The organism is Citrobacter sp. RHB21-C05, from assembly GCF_013889015.1.
Lineage (GTDB): Bacteria > Pseudomonadota > Gammaproteobacteria > Enterobacterales > Enterobacteriaceae > Citrobacter_A > Citrobacter_A sedlakii.
Genome location: NZ_CP057611.1, coordinates 750,111 through 774,381, shown reverse-complemented (window position 1 = coordinate 774,381; position 24,271 = coordinate 750,111). Strand labels below are relative to the sequence as shown.

The 24,271-nt window shown below is 50.4% G+C and carries 25 protein-coding genes, 1 tRNA gene and 1 pseudogene; 7 read left to right on the top strand and 20 right to left on the bottom strand.

Annotated elements, in window-relative coordinates; translation table 11 throughout:
- Positions 1 to 139 precede the first annotated feature (139 nt).
- Positions 140 to 349: a zinc ribbon domain-containing protein gene (locus HVX72_RS03705; protein WP_256436184.1), complete on the top strand. Its 210-nt coding sequence runs from the start codon at positions 140 to 142 to the stop codon at positions 347 to 349.
- Positions 350 to 413: 64 nt separating this feature from the next.
- A pseudogene (locus tag HVX72_RS22085) lies at positions 414 to 488 on the top strand (VOC family protein); the annotation flags it as partial.
- 90 nt (positions 489 to 578) lie between these two features.
- On the opposite strand, the gene arsC reads toward HVX72_RS22085, so the two are convergent.
- The 10 genes from arsC to actS all read right to left on the bottom strand — a co-directional run bounded on the left by arsC (position 579) and on the right by actS (position 10,370).
- The gene (gene arsC / locus HVX72_RS03700; protein ID WP_059356155.1) at positions 579 to 1,004 is read right to left on the bottom strand and encodes a glutaredoxin-dependent arsenate reductase; all 426 of its coding nucleotides are present in this window, start codon (positions 1,002 to 1,004) and stop codon (positions 579 to 581) included.
- Between the two features lie 12 nt (positions 1,005 to 1,016).
- Positions 1,017 to 2,306 (bottom strand): arsenite efflux transporter membrane subunit ArsB, encoded by a 1,290-nt coding sequence (arsB, locus tag HVX72_RS03695; RefSeq protein ID WP_089518002.1) that lies wholly within the window; start codon positions 2,304 to 2,306, stop codon positions 1,017 to 1,019.
- A 47-nt stretch (positions 2,307 to 2,353) separates the two neighbouring features.
- Positions 2,354 to 4,105, bottom strand: coding sequence for an arsenite efflux transporter ATPase subunit ArsA (gene arsA / locus HVX72_RS03690; RefSeq protein WP_089518003.1), 1,752 nt, complete (start codon positions 4,103 to 4,105; stop codon positions 2,354 to 2,356).
- Positions 4,106 to 4,122: 17 nt separating this feature from the next.
- Complete coding sequence (gene arsD / locus HVX72_RS03685) at positions 4,123 to 4,485, bottom strand: arsenite efflux transporter metallochaperone ArsD (protein WP_000855179.1); 363 nt, start codon at positions 4,483 to 4,485, stop codon at positions 4,123 to 4,125.
- 46 nt (positions 4,486 to 4,531) lie between these two features.
- Complete coding sequence (gene arsR, locus HVX72_RS03680) at positions 4,532 to 4,882, bottom strand: As(III)-sensing metalloregulatory transcriptional repressor ArsR (protein ID WP_047620677.1); 351 nt, start codon at positions 4,880 to 4,882, stop codon at positions 4,532 to 4,534.
- A gap of 131 nt (positions 4,883 to 5,013) precedes the next feature.
- A complete protein-coding gene (locus tag HVX72_RS03675; protein WP_089518004.1) occupies positions 5,014 to 6,777 on the bottom strand; it encodes a hypothetical protein in 1,764 nt (587 codons plus the stop codon).
- Positions 6,778 to 6,785: 8 nt separating this feature from the next.
- The gene (locus HVX72_RS03670; protein ID WP_059356151.1) at positions 6,786 to 7,895 is read right to left on the bottom strand and encodes a hypothetical protein; all 1,110 of its coding nucleotides are present in this window, start codon (positions 7,893 to 7,895) and stop codon (positions 6,786 to 6,788) included.
- A 224-nt stretch (positions 7,896 to 8,119) separates the two neighbouring features.
- Positions 8,120 to 9,304, bottom strand: a complete 1,185-nt coding sequence (locus HVX72_RS03665) for a tyrosine-type recombinase/integrase (RefSeq protein ID WP_048215593.1) — start codon at positions 9,302 to 9,304, stop codon at positions 8,120 to 8,122.
- A 164-nt stretch (positions 9,305 to 9,468) separates the two neighbouring features.
- Positions 9,469 to 9,542: transfer RNA gene (locus HVX72_RS03660), tRNA-Gly, on the bottom strand.
- Between the two features lie 78 nt (positions 9,543 to 9,620).
- Positions 9,621 to 10,370 carry an amidase activator ActS gene (actS, locus tag HVX72_RS03655; protein ID WP_181822567.1) on the bottom strand — a complete coding sequence of 250 codons (750 nt, stop codon included), beginning with the start codon at positions 10,368 to 10,370 and terminating at the stop codon, positions 9,621 to 9,623.
- 222 nt (positions 10,371 to 10,592) lie between these two features.
- Here actS and idi point away from each other — a divergent pair, with 222 nt between their 5' ends.
- Positions 10,593 to 11,138: an isopentenyl-diphosphate Delta-isomerase gene (idi, locus tag HVX72_RS03650; protein WP_042292121.1), complete on the top strand. Its 546-nt coding sequence runs from the start codon at positions 10,593 to 10,595 to the stop codon at positions 11,136 to 11,138.
- A gap of 89 nt (positions 11,139 to 11,227) precedes the next feature.
- Here idi and lysS read toward each other — a convergent pair whose 3' ends face one another.
- From lysS to xerD, 5 genes are all read right to left on the bottom strand, one after another.
- Positions 11,228 to 12,745: a lysine--tRNA ligase gene (lysS, locus tag HVX72_RS03645; protein ID WP_042292124.1), complete on the bottom strand. Its 1,518-nt coding sequence runs from the start codon at positions 12,743 to 12,745 to the stop codon at positions 11,228 to 11,230.
- Positions 12,746 to 12,754: 9 nt separating this feature from the next.
- Positions 12,755 to 13,853, bottom strand: a protein-coding gene (prfB, locus tag HVX72_RS03640) for a peptide chain release factor 2 (protein ID WP_120714868.1) whose coding sequence is annotated in 2 segments (ribosomal slippage) — positions 12,755 to 13,777 and positions 13,779 to 13,853 — 1,098 coding nt in all. Because the reading frame shifts where the segments join, the coding sequence is not laid out codon by codon here.
- 91 nt (positions 13,854 to 13,944) lie between these two features.
- On the bottom strand, positions 13,945 to 15,678 hold the full coding sequence (gene recJ / locus HVX72_RS03635) for a single-stranded-DNA-specific exonuclease RecJ (RefSeq protein ID WP_181822566.1): 1,734 nt from the start codon (positions 15,676 to 15,678) through the stop codon (positions 13,945 to 13,947).
- A gap of 5 nt (positions 15,679 to 15,683) precedes the next feature.
- A complete protein-coding gene (dsbC, locus tag HVX72_RS03630) occupies positions 15,684 to 16,397 on the bottom strand; it encodes a bifunctional protein-disulfide isomerase/oxidoreductase DsbC (protein WP_181822565.1) in 714 nt (237 codons plus the stop codon).
- Between the two features lie 23 nt (positions 16,398 to 16,420).
- Complete coding sequence (gene xerD / locus HVX72_RS03625; RefSeq protein WP_181823236.1) at positions 16,421 to 17,317, bottom strand: site-specific tyrosine recombinase XerD; 897 nt, start codon at positions 17,315 to 17,317, stop codon at positions 16,421 to 16,423.
- A gap of 99 nt (positions 17,318 to 17,416) precedes the next feature.
- On the opposite strand from xerD, the gene fldB reads away from it, so the two are divergent.
- Positions 17,417 to 17,938: a flavodoxin FldB gene (fldB, locus tag HVX72_RS03620; protein ID WP_042292135.1), complete on the top strand. Its 522-nt coding sequence runs from the start codon at positions 17,417 to 17,419 to the stop codon at positions 17,936 to 17,938.
- 44 nt (positions 17,939 to 17,982) lie between these two features.
- Here the strand turns inward: fldB and HVX72_RS03615 are convergent, their stop codons facing one another.
- Both HVX72_RS03615 and sdhE read right to left on the bottom strand, forming a co-directional pair.
- Positions 17,983 to 18,390, bottom strand: a complete 408-nt coding sequence (locus HVX72_RS03615) for a protein YgfX (protein ID WP_181822564.1) — start codon at positions 18,388 to 18,390, stop codon at positions 17,983 to 17,985.
- Entirely contained in the window at positions 18,371 to 18,637 is a 267-nt protein-coding gene (sdhE, locus tag HVX72_RS03610; protein WP_042292140.1) for an FAD assembly factor SdhE, read from the bottom strand. The genes HVX72_RS03615 and sdhE overlap by 20 nt, the downstream gene beginning before the upstream one ends.
- Positions 18,638 to 18,893: 256 nt before the next feature.
- Between sdhE and ygfZ the strand changes: the two genes are divergently transcribed.
- Complete coding sequence (gene ygfZ / locus HVX72_RS03605; RefSeq protein ID WP_181822563.1) at positions 18,894 to 19,874, top strand: tRNA-modifying protein YgfZ; 981 nt, start codon at positions 18,894 to 18,896, stop codon at positions 19,872 to 19,874.
- Positions 19,875 to 19,974: 100 nt separating this feature from the next.
- On the opposite strand, the gene HVX72_RS03600 is transcribed toward ygfZ, so the two are convergent.
- Both HVX72_RS03600 and yqfB read right to left on the bottom strand, forming a co-directional pair.
- Positions 19,975 to 20,634 (bottom strand): hemolysin III family protein, encoded by a 660-nt coding sequence (locus HVX72_RS03600; RefSeq protein WP_181822562.1) that lies wholly within the window; start codon positions 20,632 to 20,634, stop codon positions 19,975 to 19,977.
- 162 nt (positions 20,635 to 20,796) lie between these two features.
- On the bottom strand, positions 20,797 to 21,108 hold the full coding sequence (yqfB, locus tag HVX72_RS03595) for a N(4)-acetylcytidine aminohydrolase (RefSeq protein WP_042292149.1): 312 nt from the start codon (positions 21,106 to 21,108) through the stop codon (positions 20,797 to 20,799).
- Between the two features lie 52 nt (positions 21,109 to 21,160).
- Between yqfB and HVX72_RS03590 the strand changes: the two genes are divergently transcribed.
- Together HVX72_RS03590 and HVX72_RS03585 are read left to right on the top strand one after the other, a co-directional pair.
- Positions 21,161 to 21,889, top strand: coding sequence for a MurR/RpiR family transcriptional regulator (locus HVX72_RS03590; protein ID WP_060569471.1), 729 nt, complete (start codon positions 21,161 to 21,163; stop codon positions 21,887 to 21,889).
- 117 nt (positions 21,890 to 22,006) lie between these two features.
- A complete protein-coding gene (locus HVX72_RS03585; RefSeq protein ID WP_181822561.1) occupies positions 22,007 to 23,440 on the top strand; it encodes a 6-phospho-beta-glucosidase in 1,434 nt (477 codons plus the stop codon).
- Between the two features lie 58 nt (positions 23,441 to 23,498).
- Here the strand turns inward: HVX72_RS03585 and HVX72_RS03580 are convergent, their stop codons facing one another.
- Positions 23,499 to 24,242, bottom strand: coding sequence for an SDR family oxidoreductase (locus HVX72_RS03580; RefSeq protein ID WP_060569473.1), 744 nt, complete (start codon positions 24,240 to 24,242; stop codon positions 23,499 to 23,501).
- Positions 24,243 to 24,271 lie beyond the last annotated feature (29 nt).

Here is a 24,271-nt window from a genome sequence, read left to right as displayed (position 1 = left end):
TACCGGGGGCTTCGCCTTGGCTTTGATCTGAGGCATCACATGCACAATACATACTCTGTATGTTTATTAATCAGCACGTCACCATAAGGAGCATCATATGTCACAACATGAACAGTTCTGTCAGGCTTGCGGGATGCCGATGTCTGCACCCGATGCACACAGTGCCAGCGATCAATATTGCGCGTACTGCTGTGACAGTAACGGCAATCTTAAACCCTGGGAAGAAGCGGTATCAGGTTTAGCCAGCTTCCTTGATTCCTGGCAAAAAGTCGGCCCGGAAGAAGCACAGAAGCGTGCAAAACGTTATCTGACGGCAATGCCCGCCTGGGTTCATAAAGCAGACGAGTGAAGAACAAAGCCTGAGTAATTTAGGCAGACTATCTTCACTCCCCTGATTCCATAAAGGAGATACGATGTTTTCTTACATTATGCCCGGCGACCTGCCATACGCCATCACATTCTACGATCCGCTGATGGATATGCTGGGGTAATAGCGTTACGTAGTGAAGAACCAATTGGTATTGACCTACTGGAATAATTGACGAAATAAAGATGAAGGGGCATTTGCCCCTTCATCTTTATTTCAGTCGTTTACCTGCCTCATCAACAACTTTTTCACCGTCTTCCTTGGTGAAAGCCGCTTTCTGAGCATCTGGAAGGATATCCAGAACCACCTCGGAAGGACGGCACAGTTTAGTACCCAACGGTGTCACCACAATCGGACGGTTAATCAGGATCGGATGCTGAAGCATAAAATCGATTAACTGATCGTCAGTAAACTTATCTTCCGCAAGCCCCAGTTCTTCATAAGTCTCGACGTTTTTGCGCAGCAGAGCCCGGACTGAAATGCCCATATCTGCAATGAGTTTGACCAGCTCATCGCGTGAAGGTGGATTTTCAAGATAAAGAATAACGTTCGGTTCAGTACCGCTGTTGCTGATCATCTCCAGCGTATTACGCGACGTGCCGCAGGCCGGGTTGTGATAGATGGTGATGTTGCTCATATCAGTATCTCATTACAAAGTGAAAGAGAGACGTAGCGCCAGCGCTGCCAGCGTTACAAACAGCACAGGCAGAGTCATGACAATCCCGGTGCGGAAATAGTATCCCCAGGTGATGGTCATATTCTTCTGTGAAAGTACATGCAGCCAGAGCAGCGTTGCGAGGCTACCAATAGGTGTAATTTTCGGGCCCAGATCGCAGCCAATCACGTTGGCGTAGATCATCGCTTCTTTGATAACGCCTGTTGCGGTGCTTCCATCGATAGAAAGAGCGCCAACCAGCACGGTAGGCATGTTGTTCATGATGGAAGACAGGAAAGCCGTCAGGAAGCCAGTACCCAGCGTCGCAGCCCAGAGTCCTTTATCCGCCAGTACATTCAGCACACCTGAAATGTATTCGGTTAGCCCGGCGTTGCGCAGACCGTAGACCACCAGGTACATCCCCAATGAGAAGATGACGATCTGCCATGGCGCACCGCGCAGCACTTTGCCAGTGTTAATGGCATGGCCTCGTTTAGCTACTGCAAACAGGATCACCGCTCCAACAGCCGCAATCGCGCTAACGGGAATACCGAGCGGCTCAAGGACAAAGAACCCAACCAGCAGAAGTATTAAAACTATCCAGCCGGTTCTGAAGGTTGCCAGATCTTTAATCGCTTTTGCCGGTGCTTTCAGAAGAGCCAGGTCGTAAGTCGGTGGGATATCCTTGCGGAAGAACAGATGCAGCATAACCAGCGTGGCAACAATGGCTGCAATATCAACCGACACCATTACCGACGCATACTCGGTGAAGCCCAGTCCAAAGAAGTCCGCCGAGACTATATTCACCAGGTTCGACACGATAAGTGGCAGGCTGGCTGTATCGGCAATAAACCCGGCAGCCATGACGAATGCCAGTGTCGTGCCTTTGCTGAACCCTAATGCCAGTAGCATGGCGATGACTATTGGCGTCAGAATAAGTGCCGCACCATCGTTGGCAAACAGTGCCGCCACCGCTGCACCAAGCAGAACGATATACGTAAAGAGCAAACGGCCACGACCGTTACCCCAGCGCGAAACATGCAATGCCGCCCATTCGAAAAAGCCTGATTCATCAAGCAGCAGGCTGATAATAATCACGGCAATAAAGGTCGCCGTCGCGTTCCAGACGATATTCCACACCACCGGAATATCGCCCACATGCACAACGCCAGATATCAGAGCCAGTCCCGCGCCTAGCATTGCACTCCAGCCGATCCCTAATCCCTTTGGTTGCCAGATAACCAAAACAATGGTCAGGACAAAAATAGCGCCTGCCAGTAACATAAAACCTCCTGACAGGGCGACTTTGTCGCCCTGTATATGCCAAAAAATTAACTCATCAACTCTCTGAGCTTTTCAATACCGGCGGGCTCTGACGCCAGCACCGGAACAAGCGCTATACGGTCAGCATGCTGATTCTTAACAGCCTCAATCTGAGGCAGTTCCTGATGAGCACGCTGACAAAGCAACGGAGAACGCGTATCCGCAATGCAAAGGCTGTTATTGATAATCCAGCCCCACGGATGAATCCCCGCTCTTTCAAGGTCAGCCTGCAGGTTTGCCGCTTCCAGCACTGGTGTGGTTTCTGGAAGCGTAACAAGCAGAACTTTGGTTCTATCCGGATCCTGAAGCTGCATCATTGGGGTCGTAAAATGACCTTTACTCCCCATTTTTCTGGCAATCTCTCGGTGGTAAGCCCCGGTCGCATCCAGCAGCAATAGCGTGTGTCCCGTAGGGGCGGTATCCATGACAACAAACCGTCTACCCGCTTCACGAATCACCCTGGAAAAGGCCTGAAACACGGCAATTTCTTCTGTACAGGGAGAGCGTAAATCCTCTTCCAGTAGCCGTTTCCCTGCTTCGTCCAGATCTCTTCCCTTCGTCTCAAGAACATGCTGGCGATAGCGTTCGGTTTCATCGTGAGGGTTGATGCGGCTGACCTGCAGGTTTTTGAGGCTGCCGTTCAGCGTTGTACTCAGGTGCGCTGCAGGATCAGAGGTCGTGAGATGCACGTCAAATCCCATGTCTGCCAGCCTGACGGCGATAGCCGCTGCCATCGTGGTTTTACCTACGCCACCTTTGCCCATCAACATAATCAGGCCGTGCTCACTGCGAGCGATATCATCGACCAGGCCAGAGAGCGATAAGTTTTCAGGCGTGTACTGGATGTTCGTTACCGGGAGTGGTAATGCCTCAGAACCGGTATCCAGCAGTCCCTTCAAGGCTGAAACACCAACCATATTGACTGGCTGTAGTAATAGGGTATCTGTCGGTAGCTCAGATAAACCGGCAGGAAGATTTGCCAGTGCCTCCTGCTCACGTTGCCATATCGCAGCGGCCAGGGCGTCATTTTCAGCTTCGGCTTTAGGCAGCACACCATTAATCACCAGGTACTGGTTTTTCAGGCCAATTGCGGCGAGTTCTTCATGGGTACGGGTGACTTCCTGCAGCGTAGATTTTTGCAGTCGTGCAACCAGAACCAGGCGGGTACGTTCCGGATCGGATAACGCCTCTACCGCATGAGAATACTGCTCACGCTGCTTTTCCAGCCCGGCCATTGGGCCAAGACAGGAAGCACCATCTGGATTGCTTTCAATAAAGCTACTCCAGGCACCAGGAAGCTGGAGAAGGCGAATAGTGTGTCCCGTCGGCGCTGTATCAAAAATGATGTGCTCAAAGCGGGTCAGCAGGGAAGTGTCTGTTAGCAAGCCAGTAAATTCATCGAACGCCGCAATCTCAGTGGTACAGGCTCCTGAAAGCTGCTCGCTGATACTGTTAACAACGTCATCAGGCAGAAGGCCTTTGATAGGGTCAACGATTCTGGCGCGGTATTGCTGGGCGGCTTCCTGCGGGTCAATTTCCAGAGCGGAAAGTCCAGGAACTGCCATCACAGGACGAATGTTGTTACCGATAGCCTGATCGAATACCTGGCCGACATTGGAAGCCGGATCGGTACTGACCAGCAAAACCCGCTTCCCCTGTTCGGCAAGGCGGATAGCCGTCGCGCAGGAAATGGACGTTTTTCCTACACCTCCCTTACCGGTAAAAAACAGGTAAGGCGGGATGTTCTGTAAGAATTTCATATGTCCTCCTGACATATTCAGCAACAGGAAGTATTACCACCACAGCAGCTGGTGGGCGCTAACCCAACCTTCTCCAGCGGAATGCCGAACCAGCGAGCCAGCTCAGCGCGTTTTGGGTATCGCCCTGCCATCACCGTTTCGCCGTCCAACAGCAGTAGCGGAAGACCTTCAGCTCCAGATGCTTCGAGGAATGCTTTCGCTTTCTCATTCTGCACAAAGCTCATGGGCTGCTGCGCCAGGTTGTAACGTTCAACCTGTACACCACGTCCTTTCAGCCACTGCACATCAGCAGAAAAATCAACCAGAACCTGATCGACATCTGAGCCACATACGCCGGTACTGCAGCACATTGCCGGGTCAAACACCGTTAACGTCTTCATTCTGAATACCTCACATTTGGAAAAACATATATGTTCAGGCAAATTTTTAGATGCAAACAGCCTTACCGCTACCAGAGCAGTTTGCCGATGCCAGCTTACGGGCGATGGCCTGTACGTCGTCCTGTTGGCTTAACCAGGCCTGCTCAATCACCTGAGCAGCCCAGGAAGGAATATGCGGGGATAAGCGGTAGTGAACCCACTTGCCCTGCTTGCGATCCAGCAATAGACCACTTTCCCGGAGCATTGCCAGGTGGCGGGAGATCTTGGGCTGTGACTGTTCTAGCGCAGTACAAAGGTCGCACACGCACAGCTCTCCCATCTCTCTAAGCAGCAACACAATGCCCAAACGGGTTTCATCGGAGAGGTTTTTGAAGAGTTGTAATGCTGTAAAAATCATAGTCGTTCCCCTACCTATCTGGCTCTATGATACTCGGCGAAAGATTCCTTGCAAGATCACATATGGTAAATCAAATGTATAGCATAAATAGCGAACGCACAAGTTTGTGTGTTCGCTATTAACTAAAGGAATCATTCAGTAAGCCGACAAGTATCGACAAAAATATCGAGGTTTAAATCCAAAGGTTTTGATAAAAATGTTCTCTCATGCTTCCCATCACCAATAAAGAATAAATTCGTACCATCAGGGAAGTAGCGATTTTTAATATCTTTAACCTTGGCTCTTCGGAATGCACTTATCTCTTTACCATCTTTCAAGAGGTTATCTTCAGCATACTCAGACATTGATATAAATGATTGAGTATCAGTCGGAAGATTTTTTCCCACAAACGACAGTATGAGATCAAAATTTCTGTCATCGATATCTTCCTTAAGAATTGCGTCAAGCATAAATGGAAGTCGATGTATATTGTCTGTTTTTCTTATTAAAGAATTTAATGCAAAATGATATGACATTACAGTTTTATGAAGTTCAACCCCTTGAAAAGGAAATGAATTTATTTTATAAAGATCTGTATATCTAGGTTCTGTTACATTGAACAACTGCATATCATTAAGATATTTTTTAAATATTTCCTTGAAATCTTTTTCTTTGTTAAACCGCTCGACAAAAAGAGACTGCTCCTCTCCCATCCCATCAATTAATCCTTTAATTTCATCAGACCTTTTTGTATATTCTTCTATCTCTTCATGAATATTGCCTAACAGACGTATGTTTGCTTTATTATCGATCCATGTGTTGACAGATAAATTTTGTGATTTTTTCTCAAGAAAATATGAATACTTTGAAGATATATCAATTTCTAACTTTTTAATCTTCGCAAGTGAACTATTAATGTCAGACTGTATTTTTTGTATTTTATTATTTATTTGCTCCGATAGTTTATCAGTATCATTGATGTTTTGATAATAACCATATAACCCTTCTAAGGAATAAGGAAGTATTTGCGTACATGCAGGACAACGATCAATATTGTTATAGTTTTGGTTTTTAATATTTCTTTTAGTTCTTCTTAGTATCTTGACATGATTTTTAGTTAAGGATAACTTATTACACAAAACAGTATATACATCACGTTCTTCATCTAATGATGCTACTAATTTAATATAACCATCTATATACTTCTGAGCCTCATCACCAAACTCTTCATCCAGTAATTTAGAAACAACAAAGTGAGGCTCGGCGCTATATTTATTCAATGAGGAGATCTTCGACTGAAGTTGTGCCCGCTCTTTTGTTAATTTATAAAAATATTCTTTATCAAAAGAATTTTCTATGCCAAGATAATAATCAAGATACGTATCTTTAAAGTCTTTATAAAAACCAAGATTAGAGAATGACTCTCTTAAATAAACCCACCCTACAGATTGAGAAATATAATAAGGCAGGAACATGCATTCTATCGATGCTTTTTTTAGCTCACCCTTCTGTTCTAAAAGCATATTAAAATCAAACAATTGAGATAACATCTCCTTAAGCTTCACATGTTCAACTCGACTATCAGAGTCAATTCCATGAAAACTAAAAACATTTCCCCCATCCTCTTTTAAATATATGCTACCAAGCTCTCTTACTATTATATATTTTTTATCTACGCCTCCTTTAGTGAGGCTGAAATCCAATCTGAACGTAGGGTTGTATCGAATAATTTCGCTCAAGCCATCTTTAACATCGTTAATTCCAAAGGTAAATAAAATACTCTGTATTAAAGTACTTTTACCTGAGGTATTACACCCACTTATTATGTTTATTTTATTTGAAAACTTTTGGTCGAAATATAAATTATGACTTTCAGAGACAACAAACAATCTATCAAACTTTATAATTGTCTTCATGGTTTACCTTAATCGTAGCACTCAACGTATGAACACAGAACTGCAAAAAATGTATCAATATTATCTAGGTTTATAGAATGAGATTTTCTAACATTATCAACATATGCAGTTAATGCGTCTTGAAGAGAAAAATATTGAGTTGTGTAATCATTATTTCTAACAAAGTCTTTAATAATTTGATAATCGTAATTACTCATATCCTTGAGTAGTTCAAAAGAGTTAAGTATATAGTTTTCATGATTTTTCTGTATGCTAAGTGGTATTCTGAATTTCATTGAGAATTGCTGTGCTTCGTCACGCCAATAGTCGAATGCCTTTTGCTGTGAATCAATTATATTCATAACTTTCTTAACATCTTCGCCTTCAACCCTTTTTGTTGGATCGAGTAGACATATTTCCTGCCCTTGATTATATACAGTTTCCACATTTCTAAATAGAGCAAGTATTACCTCGATGGCTGCTTTCGAGTCAGCTATATGAGAAAACTTTCTAGACATAAGTCCAATAAGCGATTCTTTTTGTTTTGCAGCTGTTCTTGGAAAATCTACCCACTGAATTTTTAGGTTACTTAGTTCTTTACGATGGAAAACAGAAGATTCTTCATTACAAATATCTGTAACTTTCTCTTCAATTTTATTCTGAATGTTTTTATGTAATTCATCATAAGCACAGATAGAGTTTTGCTCATTAATCCTTAATATCTGCTCAGTAATACCTTCTTTTTTTAACGCCTTTGGCGGTGAGTATTTTAATTCTATTTCTGTATTTGATATAAATGTTAGCTGGTGTTTATAATCTTCACTTTTTTCAAAAGCATCATTTCTTAAATTTTCGCCCACCAATAGTATTTTAGATACCATCTCAGAAAACCTAGAATCGATAGTCCATATTTTCCCGCTAAGTTTCTTTGCTTGATAGGCATGTATCTCGTTTATATAACTTAAGCAATCAGTTTTATAACAAAATAGAAAATCATCGTGATGTTCGATACAAATAAAGAACTCTTTATTGATAAAAGAATTGAAATTATCTAACAAAAGATACAATGCACAGTTTCTTTGAAACTCAAAACCAGTTAACGCATCAACCCCGGCGTTTGCCGCTTTATTTTTAGCCACCCTGCTCTCCTACAACAGCTAAAAATTTCCATCGTCATCCAGTGATGGATGTGGATGCAAATTAAACCATTTAAGGCGATGTGTATCACGAAAATCAAAAAAAATAAATTTGTAAGATCACTTTTAGTGATCTAATGCACTGTTTTGCATACTGTTTTTTTATACAGTTAAAAGATAGTACTTCTAGGGAAAACTTTAAAAACTCGTTTTCCCTATTTACAGACTTATACAACCTTAGTCAAAGATGCTTCAATATAATCCGCATACCACTGCATCATCTCCTTCCTCCCCTCCAGATATTGAGCATGGTTATACGTTCCACGAATTGAGTTCTTATCGACGTGAGCCAGTTGTAACTCAATCCAGGCCGAGTTGAATCCCTGCTCATGCAAAATGGTACTCATCGTGTGGCGGAATCCATGCCCTGTAACGCGCCCGGCATAGCCGATACGCCTTACCAACACAGTTAATGCCATATCACTCATCGGTTTCTTAGGATTATTACGTCCTGGGAACAGCAACGTTCCTGCTCCAGTCATGGGTTTAAGCTGATTAAGCAGGTCAATTGCCTGGCTTGATAACGGAACCAGATGAGGTCGGCGCATTTTCATTCGCTCTGCTGGCACGTTCCAAACCTTCCGCTCAAAATCAAATTCCTGCCACTCCGCTTGCCTCAACTCCCCAGGCCTTACTCCTGTCAGAATAAGTAATTGCATCGCAATCTTAACAAGCACACTACCGGCATAGGTGTTCAGAGTCCGAAGAAACTCTGGCAATTCATCCTGGGTTAAAAAAGCATAGTGCTCTTTCTCATGAGGAGTCACGGCGCTGGCTAGATCTGGTGCTGGATTGTACTCGGCCCTGCCAGTCACAACGGCATACTTCCAGACTTCTCCACAACGCTGGCGAACCTTACGGACCTTCTCAGTTGCTCCTCGTGCTTCTATTTTTGAAAGAACTGCAAGCAACTCCATCGGCTTGATATCTTTGATTGGCCTGTGACCGATATAAGGAAATACATCTTTCTCAAAGGTTCTCAGCATTTCTTCGCGGTAGGAGACAGACCAGCGGTCATAGCGACGCTGATACCACTCCCGTGTGATAGCCTCAAACGAGTTTTCAGCGTCTTGTTGACGACTAAGTTTCTCAATTTTTCGTTCAAGAGAGGGATCGTTGCCAGCCGCTAATGTTCTTTTAGCATCCTCACGCTTACTTCGGGCTTCAGCTAAAGAAACATCGGGATAAACGCCAATAGCGAGCAGCTTCTCTTTACCTAACGAACGGTATTTGAGACGCCAGTATCTTTTACCGTTGGGATTAACCAGCAGGTAAAGCCCACCACCATCGGCCAGTTTGTAGGGCTTCTCTTTGGGTTTCGCAGTTTCAACCTGACGAGCAGTCAGCTTCATTGGGGGTACCTCTCAGCAGGGGGTACAATTATACCCCCATCCATACCCCCACATTGAGCTTGACCTTGGGGGAGTACAATTGAGTTCAATAGACTAATAGAATGCTATAACTGCTGATTTATCAAGGGAAAATGGAGTTTGGTAGACTTCAGGAGACTTGAGTTTGGAGCGGGCGAAGGGAATCGAACCCTCGTATAGAGCTTGGGAAGCTCTCGTTCTACCATTGAACTACGCCCGCTTAGATGAGCGTAAGGCATTATAAACCTTACGCTCTTGTTGGCAAGGGACAATCTGCTGACTGGCGATTAATTCGCCGTCAGCATTTCGGCGGGCTACCCTGCGGCGGCAGATAGCGCAGCGGATCGATGGCCGTGGCGCGATAGCGGATCTGGAAATGCAGTCGCACCGACGCCGCGTCAGTACTGCCCATTGTGGCAATCTTCTGCCCGGCCTTCACGCTCTGCCCGTTATTGACCAGCATTGTGTCGTTGTGCGCATAGGCGGTAATGTAATCTTCACTGTGCTTGATCATAATGAGATTACCGTACCCGCGCAGTTGGTTACCGACGTACACCACCTTCCCTGCGCCTGCGGCGTAAACGGGCGTGCCACGGGCGGCGGCAATATCAATTCCTTTATTGCCCCCGTCAGCCGCTGAGTAAGGCAATATTACTTTCCCGCTGGCAGGCCAACGCCAGCAGCGCTGTCCAACAGGCGGCCATGATGACTGGGGTACGGAAGAAGACGGTCTGACGGCTGCCGTTTTGCTGGTCGATTTTTTACTCGTTTTGGCGGAAGCCTTTTTCGAACCGCCAAGCCTGAGTTTCTGCCCCACTTCGATGGTATAAGGCGGCGAAATACCGTTCAGGCGCGCCAGCTCTTTAACGCTGGTCCCCGTCGAACGTGATATACGGTAAAGCGTATCCCCCCGTTTAACGGTGTAAACGGCGCCAGAATACGATCCAGATCCGGATGATTTATTTCCTGAACAGCCCGCAAGCAGCAATCCCACACACAGCAGCATCGCCATACCCAGACCATTTCTCTTCAGGCGTCCTGCGCTCAAAACACGTCCTCGCAAAATAATCAGACGCTTTATCATAGCAGCCATAAGGCCGATGCCAAATTTATTGCGTAAGGACAGAACAATCGAGACCATTATTGTCTTATATTTCTGGCTGCCGGGGCGTGTTTTGGTAATACTTAACCCGCAATTCTGCGCTACTCTGGTTCTCTGAATACAAGGTTCAGCGCATTGCCGAATCGTTATCGCTTTTCAGGAGTTTTCATGACCGGGGAACATGTCATTTTACTGGATGCGCAGGATATTCCTTCCGGCACGCTGGAAAAATACGCCGCCCATACCGCTCACACCCCACTGCACCTCGCGTTTTCTTCCTGGCTGTTTAATACCGACGGGCGATTTCTGGTCACTCGCCGTTCGTTACTGAAAAAGGCGTGGCCAGGCGTATGGACAAATTCGGTATGTGGTCATCCCCAGCAGGGTGAAAGCACAGAGGAGGCGATTGTTCGTCGTTGCCGCTTTGAACTGGGTGCGCAAATCAGCCGTCTTACGCCGGTTTATCCTGATTTTCGTTATCGCGCCGCCGACCCGAACGGGATCGTCGAAAATGAAGTGTGCCCGGTCTACGCCGCGCAGGTAGTCGGCGACATGGCGGTAAACAGTGATGAAGTGATGGAATATCAATGGTGCGATCTGGAGAGCATACTGGCATCCATTGACGCCACGCCGTGGGCGTTCAGTCCGTGGATGGTAATGCAGGCGTCAAACAGCGCAGCGCGTCATTTGCTTCGGGAATACTGCCAGCGCTAAAGGTTATCGAATGGCGTAACGCTTACCCGGCCTACAGAACAAATGCCGCAGGCCGGATAAAGCAAAATCGCCATCCGGCAACTCAATGCTTACTTAACCGGACGCATCGCCGGGAACAGGATCACGTCACGAATAGTATGGCTGTTGGTAAACAGCATGACCATACGGTCGATACCGATACCCAGACCCGCCGTTGGCGGCAGGCCGTGTTCCAGCGCCGTCACGTAATCTTCGTCGAAGAACATCGCTTCGTCATCGCCCGCCGCTTTCGCGTCAACCTGATCCTGGAAGCGTTGCGCCTGATCTTCTGCGTCATTCAGCTCGCTAAATCCGTTACCGATCTCACGTCCACCGATAAAGAACTCAAAACGATCGGTGATTTCCGGATTCACATCGTTGCGACGCGCCAGCGGCGACACTTCCGCCGGGTACTCGGTAATAAAGGTCGGCTGAATCAGATGCGCTTCCGCCACTTCTTCGAAAATCTCGGTCACGATTCGGCCCAGACCCCAGCTTTTCTCAACCTTAATGCCGATAGCCTCAGCAATGGCTTTTGCCGAGTCGAAGTTATCCAGATCGGCCATCTCGGTTTCCGGACGGTATTTCTTGATCGCTTCGCGCATGGTCAGTTTTTCGAACGGCTTGCCGAAGTCGAACACGTCGTCGCCGTAAGGTACCTGGGTGGTGCCCAGAACGTCCTGCGCCAGAGTGCGGAACAGCGACTCGGTCAGTTCGATCAGATCTTTATAGTCCGCATACGCCATGTAGAGTTCCATCATGGTGAACTCTGGGTTGTGACGTACAGAAATCCCTTCGTTACGGAAGTTGCGGTTGATTTCGAACACACGCTCGAAGCCGCCGACCACCAGACGCTTCAGGTACAGTTCCGGCGCAATACGCAGGTACATGTCGAGGTCCAGCGCGTTGTGATGGGTGATAAACGGACGCGCAGACGCGCCGCCAGGGATCACCTGCATCATCGGGGTTTCAACCTCCATAAAGCCGCGTCCCACCATGAACTGACGAATCCCCGCCAGGATCTGCGAGCGGATTTTGAAGGTGTTGCGAGACTCGTCGTTAGAGATGAGGTCCAGATAGCGCTGGCGATAGCGCGCTTCCTGATCCTGCAAACCGTGGAACTTGTCCGGCAGCGGGCGCAGCGCTTTGGTCAGCAGGCGTAGCTCTGTGCAGTGAATAGACAGTTCGCCAGTTTTGGTCTTAAACAGCTTGCCTTTAGCGCCAAGGATGTCGCCCAGGTCCCATTTTTTAAACTGCTCGTTATAAACGCCTTCCGGCAGATCGTCACGGGCGACATACAGCTGAATACGTCCACCGACGTCCTGCAGCGTAACGAAAGAGGCCTTGCCCATGATACGACGAGTCATCATACGGCCTGCGACGGATACCTCGACGTTCAGCGCTTCCAGTTCTTCGTTCTCTTTGGCGTCGAAGTCAGCGTGCAGTTGGTCTGAGGTGTGATCGCGTCGAAAATCGTTCGGGAAGGCGATACCCTGCTCGCGCAGGCCAGCCAGCTTCTCGCGGCGCGTTTTCAGTTCATTGTTAAGATCGGCTACCGCGTCAGCGCCCTGTGCGTGTTGTTCAGACATGTTGGTTCCTCATAACCCTGCTTTCAAACTTGCTTCGATAAATTGATCCAGGCTGCCGTCCAGCACCGCCTGCGTGTTACGGGTTTCAACCCCGGTACGCAAGTCTTTAATGCGGGAGTCATCAAGGACGTAAGAACGAATCTGGCTACCCCAGCCGATGTCCGATTTGTTGTCTTCCATCGCCTGCTTCTCGGCATTTTTCTTTTGCATTTCCAGTTCATAAAGCTTTGCTTTCATCTGCTTCATGGCCTGGTCTTTGTTCTTGTGCTGAGAACGGTCGTTCTGGCACTGGGTCACAATCCCGGTCGGGATGTGGGTAATACGCACCGCTGATTCGGTACGGTTAACGTGCTGACCACCCGCGCCGGATGCGCGGTAAACATCAATACGCAGATCCGCCGGGTTGATTTCGATATCAATGTCATCGTCCACTTCCGGGTAAACAAACGCGGAGCTGAACGAGGTGTGACGGCGGCCACCGGAATCGAACGGACTTTTACGCACCAGGCGGTGAACACCGGTTTCGGTACGCAGCCAACCGTAGGCGTACTCACCTGAAATTTTAATGGTGACGGATTTGATACCGGCCACTTCCCCTTCAGACTCTTCAATGATCTCGGTCTTGAATCCGCGCGCTTCCGCCCAACGCAGATACATACGCTCCAGCATGCTCGCCCAGTCCTGCGCTTCAGTACCGCCGGAACCGGCCTGGATATCCAGATAACAGTCGGCGCTGTCATATTCACCGGAGAACATACGACGGAACTCCAGCTGCGCCAGTTTTTCTTCCAGCGTATCAAGTTCAGCTACGGCTTCGTTAAACGTTTCTTCGTCGTCGGCCTCTACAGCCAGTTCCAGCAGGCCGGAAACGTCTTCCAGACCCTGAGCCATTTGATCGAGAGTGTCGACAATGGCTTCCAGCGAGGAACGTTCTTTACCCAGCGCCTGTGCGCGTTCGGGTTCGTTCCAGACGTCCGGCTGTTCCAGCTCGGCGTTTACTTCTTCCAGACGCTCTTTCTTGGCATCGTAGTCAAAGATACCCCCTAAGAACGTCCGAGCGCTCCGTGAGGTCCTGAATGCGGTTTTTTACCGGGTTAATTTCAAACATGGTCTGATTTCTTTTATTGGACTCGTTAAAATGCGGTGATAAGAGCGGGATTGTACCGAATCCACGCTCTTTTTTATAGGTATTGCTGACGCTAAATTGGCCAGATATTGTCGATGATAATTTGCAGGCTGCGGTTACCACGAAACTCGTTGATGTCGAGCTTATAGGCCAGTTCCACTTCGCGCACGCCGTTGTCCGGCCAGCAGGTGGTGTCGACGTTAAAGGCGATACCGTCCAGCAGCGGCCCGCCGCCAACCGGCTCCACCATCACCTTCAGGTGCCGTTCCCCCACCAGACGCTGCTGGAGCAAACGAAAACGCCCGTCAAACAGCGGCTCCGGAAACATTTGACCCCACGGGCCTGCGTCGCGCAGCATCTGCGCCACTTCCATCGTCATCTCAGCCGCGCTGAGCGGGCCGTCGGAAACCACTTCGCCCTGCAGCAGAGAAGGATCCAGCCAGTCAGTCACCAGCTCGCCAAAGCGTTGCTGAAACAGCTCAAACCGCGATTCCTCCAGCGACAATCCCGCCGCCATCGCATGGCCGCCAAATTTGATCATCAGTCCGGGATGCAGCGTATCTAACCGCTCCAGCGCATCGCGCATATGCAGCCCCTGGATCGAGCGGCCAGAACCTTTCAGCGTACCATCACCCGCAGGCGCGAAAGCAATGACCGGACGGTGAAAGCGCTCTTTAATGCGTGACGCCAGGATCCCGACCACCCCCTGATGCCATTCGGGATGGTACATCGCCAGGCCGCCCGGCAGGGCGTCGCGACTGCGTTCAAGCTTCTCGCACAAGGCCAGCGCTTCCGCCTGCATTCCCTGTTCGATCTCCTTGCGCGTCTGGTTTAGCGCGTCCAGTTCATTCGCCAGCACGCGTGCTTCGCCAATGTTGTCGCACAGCAGTAACGCCACGCCGACGGACATATCATCCAGCCGACCCGCGGCATTCAGACGCGGTCCGAGTGCAAAACCCAGATCGCTGGCGGCCAGCTTTTGCGGGTCGCGATTCGAGACTTCCAGCAACGCTTTGATCCCTGGCCGACACTTCCCGGCGCGAATCCGGCTTAGCCCTTGCCACGTCAAAATACGGTTGTTGGCGTCCAGCGGCACCACGTCGGCGACGGTGCCGAGCGCCACGAGATCCAGCAGTTCCGCCAGATTCGGCGGCGTAATACCGCGTTCGTCAAACCAACCCTTATCACGCAAAAACGTGCGCAGCGCGAGCATCAGATAAAACGCGACGCCCACGCCCGCCAGCGACTTCGACGGGAAGTCGCAGTCACGCAGGTTTGGGTTGATAATGGCTTGAGCGGCAGGCAGCGTCTCGCCCGGGAGATGGTGATCGGTCACCACCACCGGTATCCCCAGCGCGCTGGCGTGATCGACGCCCGCATGAGAGGAGATGCCGTTATCAACAGTGACAATAAGCTGTGCGCCGCGAGCGTGGGCCTGATCGACCACTTCCGGACTCAGACCGTAGCCATCTTCAAAGCGGTTCGGCACCAGATAGCTGATGTTATCGCAACCCAAGGCGCGCATACCCAGCACGCTCAGGGCGGTACTGGTCGCGCCATCGGCGTCAAAGTCGCCGACCACGATAATCCGCGTCCTCTCGCGAAACGCGTTATAGAGGATCTCCACTGCTTTTTCGACGCCGCTTAGCTGCTGCCAGGGCAGCATGCCTTTTACGCTGCGTTCCAGATCCCGTGCGCTACGTACGCCGCGGCTGGCATACAAGCGGCGCAACAATGGCGAGAGGTCGGAAGGCAGTTCCGCCGTCTCATCGACCTCACGCCGACGAAGCTGTATCTGTTGTTTCACGCGAATTACTTACCGCTGGTCTGTTTCTGATGCGCGTCGAGGAACGCCTTCATCTCTTTCGGTCCCTGGTAGCCGGGAACCACATAGCCGTTATTCAGCACAATGGCTGGCGTCCCGCTGACGCCAAACTGCACGCCCAGCGCATAATGGTCGGCAATATCCACGTCGCAGGTTGCCGCTTTCACGCCCTTGCCTGCCATCGCTTCGTCGAAGGCTTTGGTTTTGTCCTTCGCACACCAGATCGATTTCATATCCTGCTCAGCCTGGCTTTCCAGCCCCTGGCGCGGGAAGGCCAGGTAACGCACAGTGATCCCCAGCGCGTTGTAATCTTTCATCTCTTCATGCAGCTTGTGGCAATAGCCGCAGGTGATGTCAGTAAAGACGGTAATAACGTGTTTTTCCTGCGGCGCTTTATAGACAATCATCTCTTTTTCCAGCGCGTTCAGGCGCTTCATCAGCAACTGGTTGGTCACGTTTACCGGACTCGCGCCGCTGACGTCATACATCGGCCCCTGAATGATGTGTTTACCGTCTTCGGTGACATACAGTACGCCGCTGTTTGTCATCACCGTTTTCATCCCGGCAACCGGTGCGGGTTGGATATCGGTGCTCTGTACGCCCAGTTTTGTGAGCGACTGGCGAATCGCGGCGTCGTCAGCCTGCGCCAGACCAGAAAACGCGGCGGCCAGCAAGGTGAACATCATTAAACCTTTTTTCATATCTTTTCCTGTTCTTTCAGCCATCACGCTCTGGGGTGATGCTGTTGATGAAGTTGACGCAAGCGCTCGGTCGCGACGTGAGTATAAATCTGTGTGGTGGAGAGGTCGCTGTGTCCCAGCAGCATCTGCACCACGCGTAAGTCAGCGCCATGATTGAGCAAATGCGTGGCAAATGCGTGACGCAAAACGTGCGGCGACAGTTTCTCGCTGTCGATCCCCGCCAGCACGGCATAATGTTTAATGCGGTGCCAGAAGGTCTGGCGCGTCATCTGCTGCGCGCGCTGGCTGGGAAACAATACGTCAATGGAGGCGCCGTTAAGCAGCCATGGACGCCCATGTTCAAGGTAAGTCTCCAGCCAGTACACCGCTTCCTCGCCCAAAGGAACGAGGCGTTCTTTGTTGCCTTTGCCAATCACGCGGACCACCCCCTGACGCAGGCTGATGTCACTCATTGTCAGCCCCACAAGTTCAGAAACACGCAATCCGGTGGCATACAGAATCTCGAGCATCGCTTTATCGCGTAACTCCAGCGGTTGGTCAACCACCGGCGATTGTAATAATCTCTCAACTTGCGCTTCGCTAAGATCCTTCGGCAAGCGCTGCGGAAGTTTGGGCGATGCCAGCGCCGCGCTCGGATCGTCTGCGCGAATCTTTTCCCGATACAGATACTGGAACAGACGACGCACGGCGCTCAGCAGTCGCGCCGTACTGGTCGCTTTATAGCCACCGTCCATCCGCTCGGCCAGCAGCGCCTGCAGATCGTCGCTCTGAGCGGTTTCCAGCGACGCGTTATGGTGCGCCAGCCACTCCACCAGCATAGTGAGATCGCGACGATAGGCGCTCAGGGTATTTTCCGCCAGATTTTTCTCCAGCCACAGCGCATCAAGAAAGTGTTCAATGCGCGCGAGATCCTTTTCCACATCAGCCTCTTTGATTTTGCAAGCCGCCATTATGACTCAATGGTATGGGTTCTGGTACACTACGCCTAAAATCAAAGCAAATATTGAGACGTTTACGCGATGAATATGGGTCTTTTTTACGGTTCCAGCACCTGCTACACCGAGATGGCCGCGGAGAAAATTCGTGACATCATCGGCCCGGAACTGGTCACCCTTCATAACCTGAAAGACGACGCGCCTGCCCTGATGGAGCAGTACGACGTGTTAATCCTCGGTATTCCTACCTGGGATTTTGGCGAAATTCAGGAGGACTGGGAAGCCGTCTGGGATCAACTGGACACACTCAACCTCGAAGGCAAAATTGTCGCGCTCTACGGGATGGGCGACCAGTTAGGCTACGGCGAATGGTTCCTTGACGCGCTGGGCATGCTGCATGACAAGCTGGCGACCAAAGGCGTAAAATTCGTCGGCTACTGGCCTACCGAAGGTTATGAGTTCACCAGCCCAAAACCGGTTATTGCCGATGGTCAGCTGTTTGTCGGTCTGGCGCTGGATGAAACCAACCAGTACGACCTTAGCGACGAACGGATCCAGACCTGGTGTGAGCAAATTCTCGGCGAGATGGCGGAACACTACGCCTGAATGGCCTCAGTCTGACGGCACAGGGTTCTGCCTGTCCGTCAGCGTTACCGTTGCATTGACTGTTGCAGCATCAGCCGACATAAATCCCGCCACTCCGCTTCATCCATGCTGTCCGCTGCAAGCCACAAATGCTGGCGCTTCCCGCTTTCTGAACGCAGGCGCAACATCATGCCGGTTTTGATGATCCAGGGCGCGCTGACGATTGTCCATTCACGCCCTTGCCAGCGAAGCCGACCGTCCAGTAGCAGTTTCACCTCGCCCTGACAGGTGTTTATTCGACGCTGACTGCGGACGCAGTCAAACACCACCAGCGACAGTAAAATCATCCACAGCGGGGTGTAGCTCAGCGGCCAGGGCATTAACAAAATCGCCGCGGCCACCAGCCCATGCAGGAGCAGCGACAACCACTGCGCGCGCCACGAGACGCGGAGATCAGATTGCCACAGGACCACGATCCCGATTCCGTGTCTGGATGAGTCGTACCATCTGTTCCAGCTCAACATCCGCTGGTTTACCGTGGTTCATTAACCAGTTGAATAAATCGGGATCGTCGCATTCCAGCAGACGGACAAAAATGCGTTTTTCATCATCGCTTAACGTATCGTATTCATGTTCGAAAAACGGCATGATGGAAATATCGAGTTCACGCATACCGCGACGGCATGCCCAGTGAATACGTGCTTTGTTGTTAATATCCATGTTCTTCTTCCTGTCTTACGAAAATGAACGACCCGGCTATTGTAACGTGTTTTTCATCATAATTTACGGGAATATCAGTATTCGGAAGCACGATCGCTAATTAAAACCACAAAGAGACAATGGGTTCATTGTTTCTGGATGACGCCTCGCAATGCGAAAAATAAGGCACAAATGGGATGAGTAAAGCGCTTGCATTAGGCACTGGCTCTTTTACCATTAGTCATTATTACTGCGTTAAGCAAATCAGGACATTATTATGGCATTTACTCCATTTCCTCCCCGTCAGCCGTCAGCCTCCGCGCGTTTGCCGCTGACGCTGATGACGCTTGATGACTGGGCGCTGGCTACCATTACCGGCGCCGACAGCGAAAAATATATCCAGGGTCAGGTCACTGCCGACGTGAGCCAACTGGATGAGCACCAGCATGTTCTGGCGGCGCATTGCGATGCTAAAGGCAAAATGTGGAGCAACTTGCGCTTGTTCCGTGACAACGACGGTTTCGCCTGGATTGAGCGCCGCAGTCTGCGTGACGCTCAGCTCACCGAACTGAAAAAATATGCCGTGTTCTCGAAAGTGGTTATCGCGCCGGATGACGAGCGCGTGCTGCTCGGCGTTGCTGGTTTTCAGGCGCGTGCGGCGCTGGCGAACAGTTTCAGCGTACTGCCGGACGCCGAAAAGCCGGTTGCTCGTGATGGCGTTACCACGCTGTTATGGTTTGAACATCCGGCAGAGCGTTTTCTGTTGATCACCGATGCCGCAACCGCGGAAGCCGTCAGCGAAAAATTGCGCGGCGAAGCAGAACTGAACAACAGCCAACAATGGCTGGCGCTGGATATCGAAGCCGGTATTCCGGTCATTGACGCGGCAAACAGCGCGCAGTTTATTCCGCAGGCTACTAACATTCAGGCGCTGGGCGGCATCAGCTTTAAAAAAGGCTGCTATACCGGCCAGGAAATGGTCGCCCGGGCGAAATTCCGCGGCGCCAATAAGCGCGCGCTGTGGTATCTGGCCGGTAAAGCCAGCCGGGTCCCGGAAGCGGGTGACGATCTGGAATTGCAGATGGGTGAGAACTGGCGCCGCACCGGCACAGTGCTCGCTGCGGCGCAGCTCGACGATGGTCAGCTGTTGGTGCAGGTGGTGATGAACAACGACATGGAAGCTGACAGCGTATTCCGCGTTCGTGACGATGCCAATACGCTACACATCGAACCGCTGCCCTATTCGCTGGAGGAGTAAAAACCGACCCAGTGGCGCGGCGTCTGACGGCGCTGCGCTTACCAGACCTACCGCTCGGTTAGAAGCCGGATGAGGTGCTCACCGATATCCGGCATACAAACTACGCCTGACCGACGTACAGATAAATCGCGAGGAAATGGCAGACGCTGCCGCCGAGCACAAAGCCGTGCCAGATGGCATGGTTATAAGGTATGCGCTTACATACGTAGAAAATAACGCCCAGCGAGTAGACCACGCCGCCGACTGCCAACAACGTCACACCGCCTGCCGCCAGCTTGATCGCCAGTTGATACACGACAATCAACGACAGCCAGCCCATCGTCAGATAGGTCACCAGCGACAGCACCTTAAACCGGTGCGCAATTGTCAGCTTGAACAAAATGCCCAGCAGCGCCAGACTCCAGATCACAATCATTAGACCACGCGCCAGCGGTGAGTCCAGTCCCACCAGCAAAAACGGCGTATAAGTACCGGCAATCAACAGATAGATCGCGCAGTGGTCGAATTTCTTCAGCCACACTTTGGCGCGCTGATGTGGGATGGCGTGATACAACGTGGAGGCCAGAAACAGCAGAATCATACTGCCGCCATACAGACTGTAGCTGGTAATCGCCGTGGCGCTGGCGTTCATATCCACCGCCTGAACCAGTAACAGCACCAGGCCGACAATACCAAACACCAGCCCAATACCATGACTGATGCTGTTGGCGATTTCCTCTGTCAGTGAATATCCCTGTGCGATTAATGGCTTTTGAACCATAGCTTACTCCGGAGAAACGAACATATTCGTGATTGCTCCTCTAGCGTAACTGAGAATAGTTCCAGTGAACACCTGTTAGCTAAAATATTTCCACTTTTAAATTTAATCAATAAATATCAATGACTTGAATTTATCATTTCAACTTACAGCTGTTCGGTAAAATCAAACACATTTAAAATCAATCACATAAAACTGCTTCTCATTCGGGTAAATGTCAGCGATTACCTGCTTTAGCTCATCAAGCGTCATATTTTCCTGTCGTGCATGTTCTTCCGTCAGCGTGTCCAGCGTCACTGTCGACGTCCCCACCACGTTAATCGTGCAAAAATAACCATCATCTTCATAACGCCCCACCCGCAGAACATCGCCTGCTTTAAAGTGCGCTTCTGAAGCATCGCGAATGGTGATGGTTTTCCGGCCTGCCAGAATATCGTCCTGGAAGCGCTGAAAAAAAGTGATGTCATTGGACTGCATGTTATTATTTCCTGAAGATCAAGTCAGATGAGTGAGTTTTGCCATTGTGAGTATGTTCTCCCACGCTGCCGTCGCCAGTCTCAACAATATCGAGATGTTGGTCTACAACTATGTCATTAAAAACCGTGACAAAGTGATCTACATGACCATCCGCGAGCTGGCCGACGCGGCAGGGGTTTCCACCACCACCGTGTTACGCTTCTGCCGCAAACTCAGTTGCGAAGGCTACTCAGAATTTCGCGTACGTTTTAAATTATATGTAGAGCAAAATGAACCGCAACAGACAAATTTTGGCGCCAGCGAAATCATTAGTTTCTTTAAAGGCGTAAATAATGATGAATTTGATCAGTTACTCGATCGGGCCGTCGAGATAATATTGTCTTCTGAACGCATTATATTTGTCGGTGCAGGGACATCCGGCGCCTTAGCGAAATACGGCGCGCGTTTTTTCTCGAATGTGGGTAAATTCAGTAACCATATTGACGACCCTTATTTTCCGGTCACTAACGATATGGCACGTAATGCGTTGGCGATTGTGCTTTCAGTTTCGGGCGAAACCGAGGAGATCCTGCGTTTTGCCAGCCAGTTCAGCCTGCATAAGTGTAAGGTCCTGTCGGTCACCAGCCATGAACATTCGCGCCTGGCAAAACTGGCCGACTTTAATCTCTCCTGGCACGTCCCGCAAACCCGTATTGGCGGCGTATACGATATTACTACGCAAATTCCGGTGATTTATATTCTTGAGACGCTTGGTCGCAAGCTGGCAAAAAAATTAGCGTAAAAACAGGGTGTTTTTTGGTGGTAACAAATTACCGCTGCGCTATTTTGTTATATCGTGACATTTACCTTCCCTTTGTTAGACTCAAATCCGTTTGTATGAATTTGAGATAACCTGACGATGAACACACTCACCTTACCGAAAGATTTTTTATGGGGCGGCGCAGTCGCAGCGCATCAGGTGGAAGGCGGCTGGAATAAAGGCGGCAAAGGACCGAGCATTTGTGATGTGCTGACTGGCGGCGCGCACGGCGTACCGCGTGAAATCACCCGGGAAGTGGTGCCGGGCAAATACTACCCGAATCACGACGCGGTGGACTTCTATGGTCACTATAAAGAAGACATCAAACTGTTTGCCGAAATGGGCTTCAAATGTTTTCGCACATCGATTGCCTGGACGCGCATTTTTCCACAGGGCGATGAAACACAACCCAATGAAGAGGGGCTGAAGTTTTACGATGACATGTTCGATGAGTTGCTTAAGTACAACATTGAACCGGTCATCACCCTCTCCCACTTTGAAATGCCGCTGCATCTGGTAGAGCAATACGGTGGCTGGACGAACCGTAAGGTGGTCGATTTCTTTGTTCGTTTCGCTGAAGTGGTGTTTGAACGCTACAAGCACAAGGTCAAATACTGGATGACCTTCAACGAGATCAACAACCAGCGTAACTGGCGCGCACCGCTGTTTGGCTACTGTTGCTCCGGCGTGGTATATACCGAGCATGACAATCCGGAAGAAACCCTCTACCAGGTGCTGCATCATCAGTTTGTCGCCAGTGCGCTGGCGGTGAAAGCGGCGCGGCGCATCAACCCGGAAATGAAGGTCGGTTGTATGCTGGCCATGGTGGCGCTGTATCCCTTCTCCTGTAAGCCGGAAGATGTGATGTTCGCTCAGGAGTCGATGCGTGAGCGCTATGTTTTCACCGACGTCCAATTACGCGGATATTATCCTTCTTACGTGCTGAACGAATGGGCGCGCCGCGGCTTTACCATTCACATGGAAGAAGGCGACACGGACATTTTACGTGAAGGCACCTGCGACTATTTAGGCTTCAGCTACTATATGACCAACGCGGTGAAAGCGGAAGGCGGCAGCGGCGACGCCATTTCCGGCTTTGAAGGCAGCGTGCCGAACCCGCACGTGAAAGCCTCTGACTGGGGTTGGCAGATCGATCCGGTGGGTCTGCGTTATTCCCTCTGCGAACTGTACGAGCGCTATCAGAAACCGTTGTTTATCGTCGAAAACGGCTTTGGCGCTTACGATAAAGTCGAGGAAGACGGCAGCATTCATGACGACTATCGCATCGACTACCTGCGCGCCCACATCGCGGAAATGATCAAAGCGGTAACTTACGATGGCGTGGATCTGATGGGTTACACCCCGTGGGGCTGCATCGACTGCGTCTCGTTCACAACGGGTCAGTACAGTAAGCGCTACGGCTTTATTTACGTCAACAAACACGACGACGGTACCGGCGATATGTCACGCTCACGCAAAAAAAGTTTTGAGTGGTATAAAAAAGTGATTGCCAGTAACGGCGAAGAACTTTAACCCTTTACGCCGGGTGGCGGCTTCGCCTGACCCGGCCTGGACAGGGCCGCGGTGGGATTTACTTCCCCCCGGCCAGTTCCAGAAAACTCCCCGTCACGTATGACGCCTTCTCACTTAATAGCCAGACGATCGCCTGCGCCACCTCTTCCGGCTGACCACCGCGCTGCATTGGCAGCATTGACTTCACCCGATCCACCCGCCCGGGCTCGCCGCCGGAAGCATGAATATCGGTATAAATCAGTCCAGGACGAACGCAGTTGACGCGGATGCCCTGCGCCGCCACTTCCAGCGATAATCCCGTCGTAAGGGAATCGACGGCGCCTTTTGACGCCGCATAATCCACATATTCCCCCGGCGCACCTAATCGTGACGCCGCAGAGGACACATTCACAATCGCCCCGCCTTTGCCTCCGTGCCTGAACGACATGCGTTTAACCGCTTCACGACAGCAGAGAAAATACCCCGTCACGTTAGTTGCCAGCACGCGGTTGATCCGCTCAGCGGTCAGATACTCAACCGTGCTTTGTTCAAACAGGATACCTGCATTATTGACCAGCGCGGTTAGCGGCTCGTTTTCACTATCGATAGCGGCGAACATCGCCACGACCTGCGCCTCGTCGCTAATGTCAGCGCGCAAGGCAAAAGCCTTGCCGCCCGCGGCCGTTATCGCCTGTACGACCTCGGTTGCCGCGCGGATATTATGATGAAAATTCACGGCGACGGTATAACCTTCGCACGCCAGTTTCAGCGCGGTGGCCCTGCCAATTCCCCGGCTGGCGCCGGTGACCAGTGCAATTCCCATACTCTTTCCCCCACAAAAAAGCCGAGCGG

Bases quoted from the DNA above. Each gene is read 5' to 3' on its own strand.
- HVX72_RS03705 (WP_256436184.1), top strand. From the start codon at position 140: ATGTCTGCACCCGATGCACACAGTGCCAGCGATCAATATTGCGCGTAC.
- arsC (WP_059356155.1), bottom strand. From the start codon at position 1,004: ATGAGCAACATCACCATCTATCACAACCCGGCCTGCGGCACGTCGCGT.
- arsB (WP_089518002.1), bottom strand. From the start codon at position 2,306: ATGTTACTGGCAGGCGCTATTTTTGTCCTGACCATTGTTTTGGTTATC.
- arsA (WP_089518003.1), bottom strand. From the start codon at position 4,105: ATGAAATTCTTACAGAACATCCCGCCTTACCTGTTTTTTACCGGTAAG.
- arsD (WP_000855179.1), bottom strand. From the start codon at position 4,485: ATGAAGACGTTAACGGTGTTTGACCCGGCAATGTGCTGCAGTACCGGC.
- arsR (WP_047620677.1), bottom strand. From the start codon at position 4,882: ATGATTTTTACAGCATTACAACTCTTCAAAAACCTCTCCGATGAAACC.
- HVX72_RS03675 (WP_089518004.1), bottom strand. From the start codon at position 6,777: ATGAAGACAATTATAAAGTTTGATAGATTGTTTGTTGTCTCTGAAAGT.
- HVX72_RS03665 (WP_048215593.1), bottom strand. From the start codon at position 9,304: ATGAAGCTGACTGCTCGTCAGGTTGAAACTGCGAAACCCAAAGAGAAG.
- idi (WP_042292121.1), top strand. From the start codon at position 10,593: ATGACCGGGGAACATGTCATTTTACTGGATGCGCAGGATATTCCTTCC.
- lysS (WP_042292124.1), bottom strand. From the start codon at position 12,745: ATGTCTGAACAACACGCACAGGGCGCTGACGCGGTAGCCGATCTTAAC.
- dsbC (WP_181822565.1), bottom strand. From the start codon at position 16,397: ATGAAAAAAGGTTTAATGATGTTCACCTTGCTGGCCGCCGCGTTTTCT.
- fldB (WP_042292135.1), top strand. From the start codon at position 17,417: ATGAATATGGGTCTTTTTTACGGTTCCAGCACCTGCTACACCGAGATG.
- sdhE (WP_042292140.1), bottom strand. From the start codon at position 18,637: ATGGATATTAACAACAAAGCACGTATTCACTGGGCATGCCGTCGCGGT.
- ygfZ (WP_181822563.1), top strand. From the start codon at position 18,894: ATGGCATTTACTCCATTTCCTCCCCGTCAGCCGTCAGCCTCCGCGCGT.
- HVX72_RS03600 (WP_181822562.1), bottom strand. From the start codon at position 20,634: ATGGTTCAAAAGCCATTAATCGCACAGGGATATTCACTGACAGAGGAA.
- yqfB (WP_042292149.1), bottom strand. From the start codon at position 21,108: ATGCAGTCCAATGACATCACTTTTTTTCAGCGCTTCCAGGACGATATT.
- HVX72_RS03590 (WP_060569471.1), top strand. From the start codon at position 21,161: ATGTTCTCCCACGCTGCCGTCGCCAGTCTCAACAATATCGAGATGTTG.
- HVX72_RS03585 (WP_181822561.1), top strand. From the start codon at position 22,007: ATGAACACACTCACCTTACCGAAAGATTTTTTATGGGGCGGCGCAGTC.
- HVX72_RS03580 (WP_060569473.1), bottom strand. From the start codon at position 24,242: ATGGGAATTGCACTGGTCACCGGCGCCAGCCGGGGAATTGGCAGGGCC.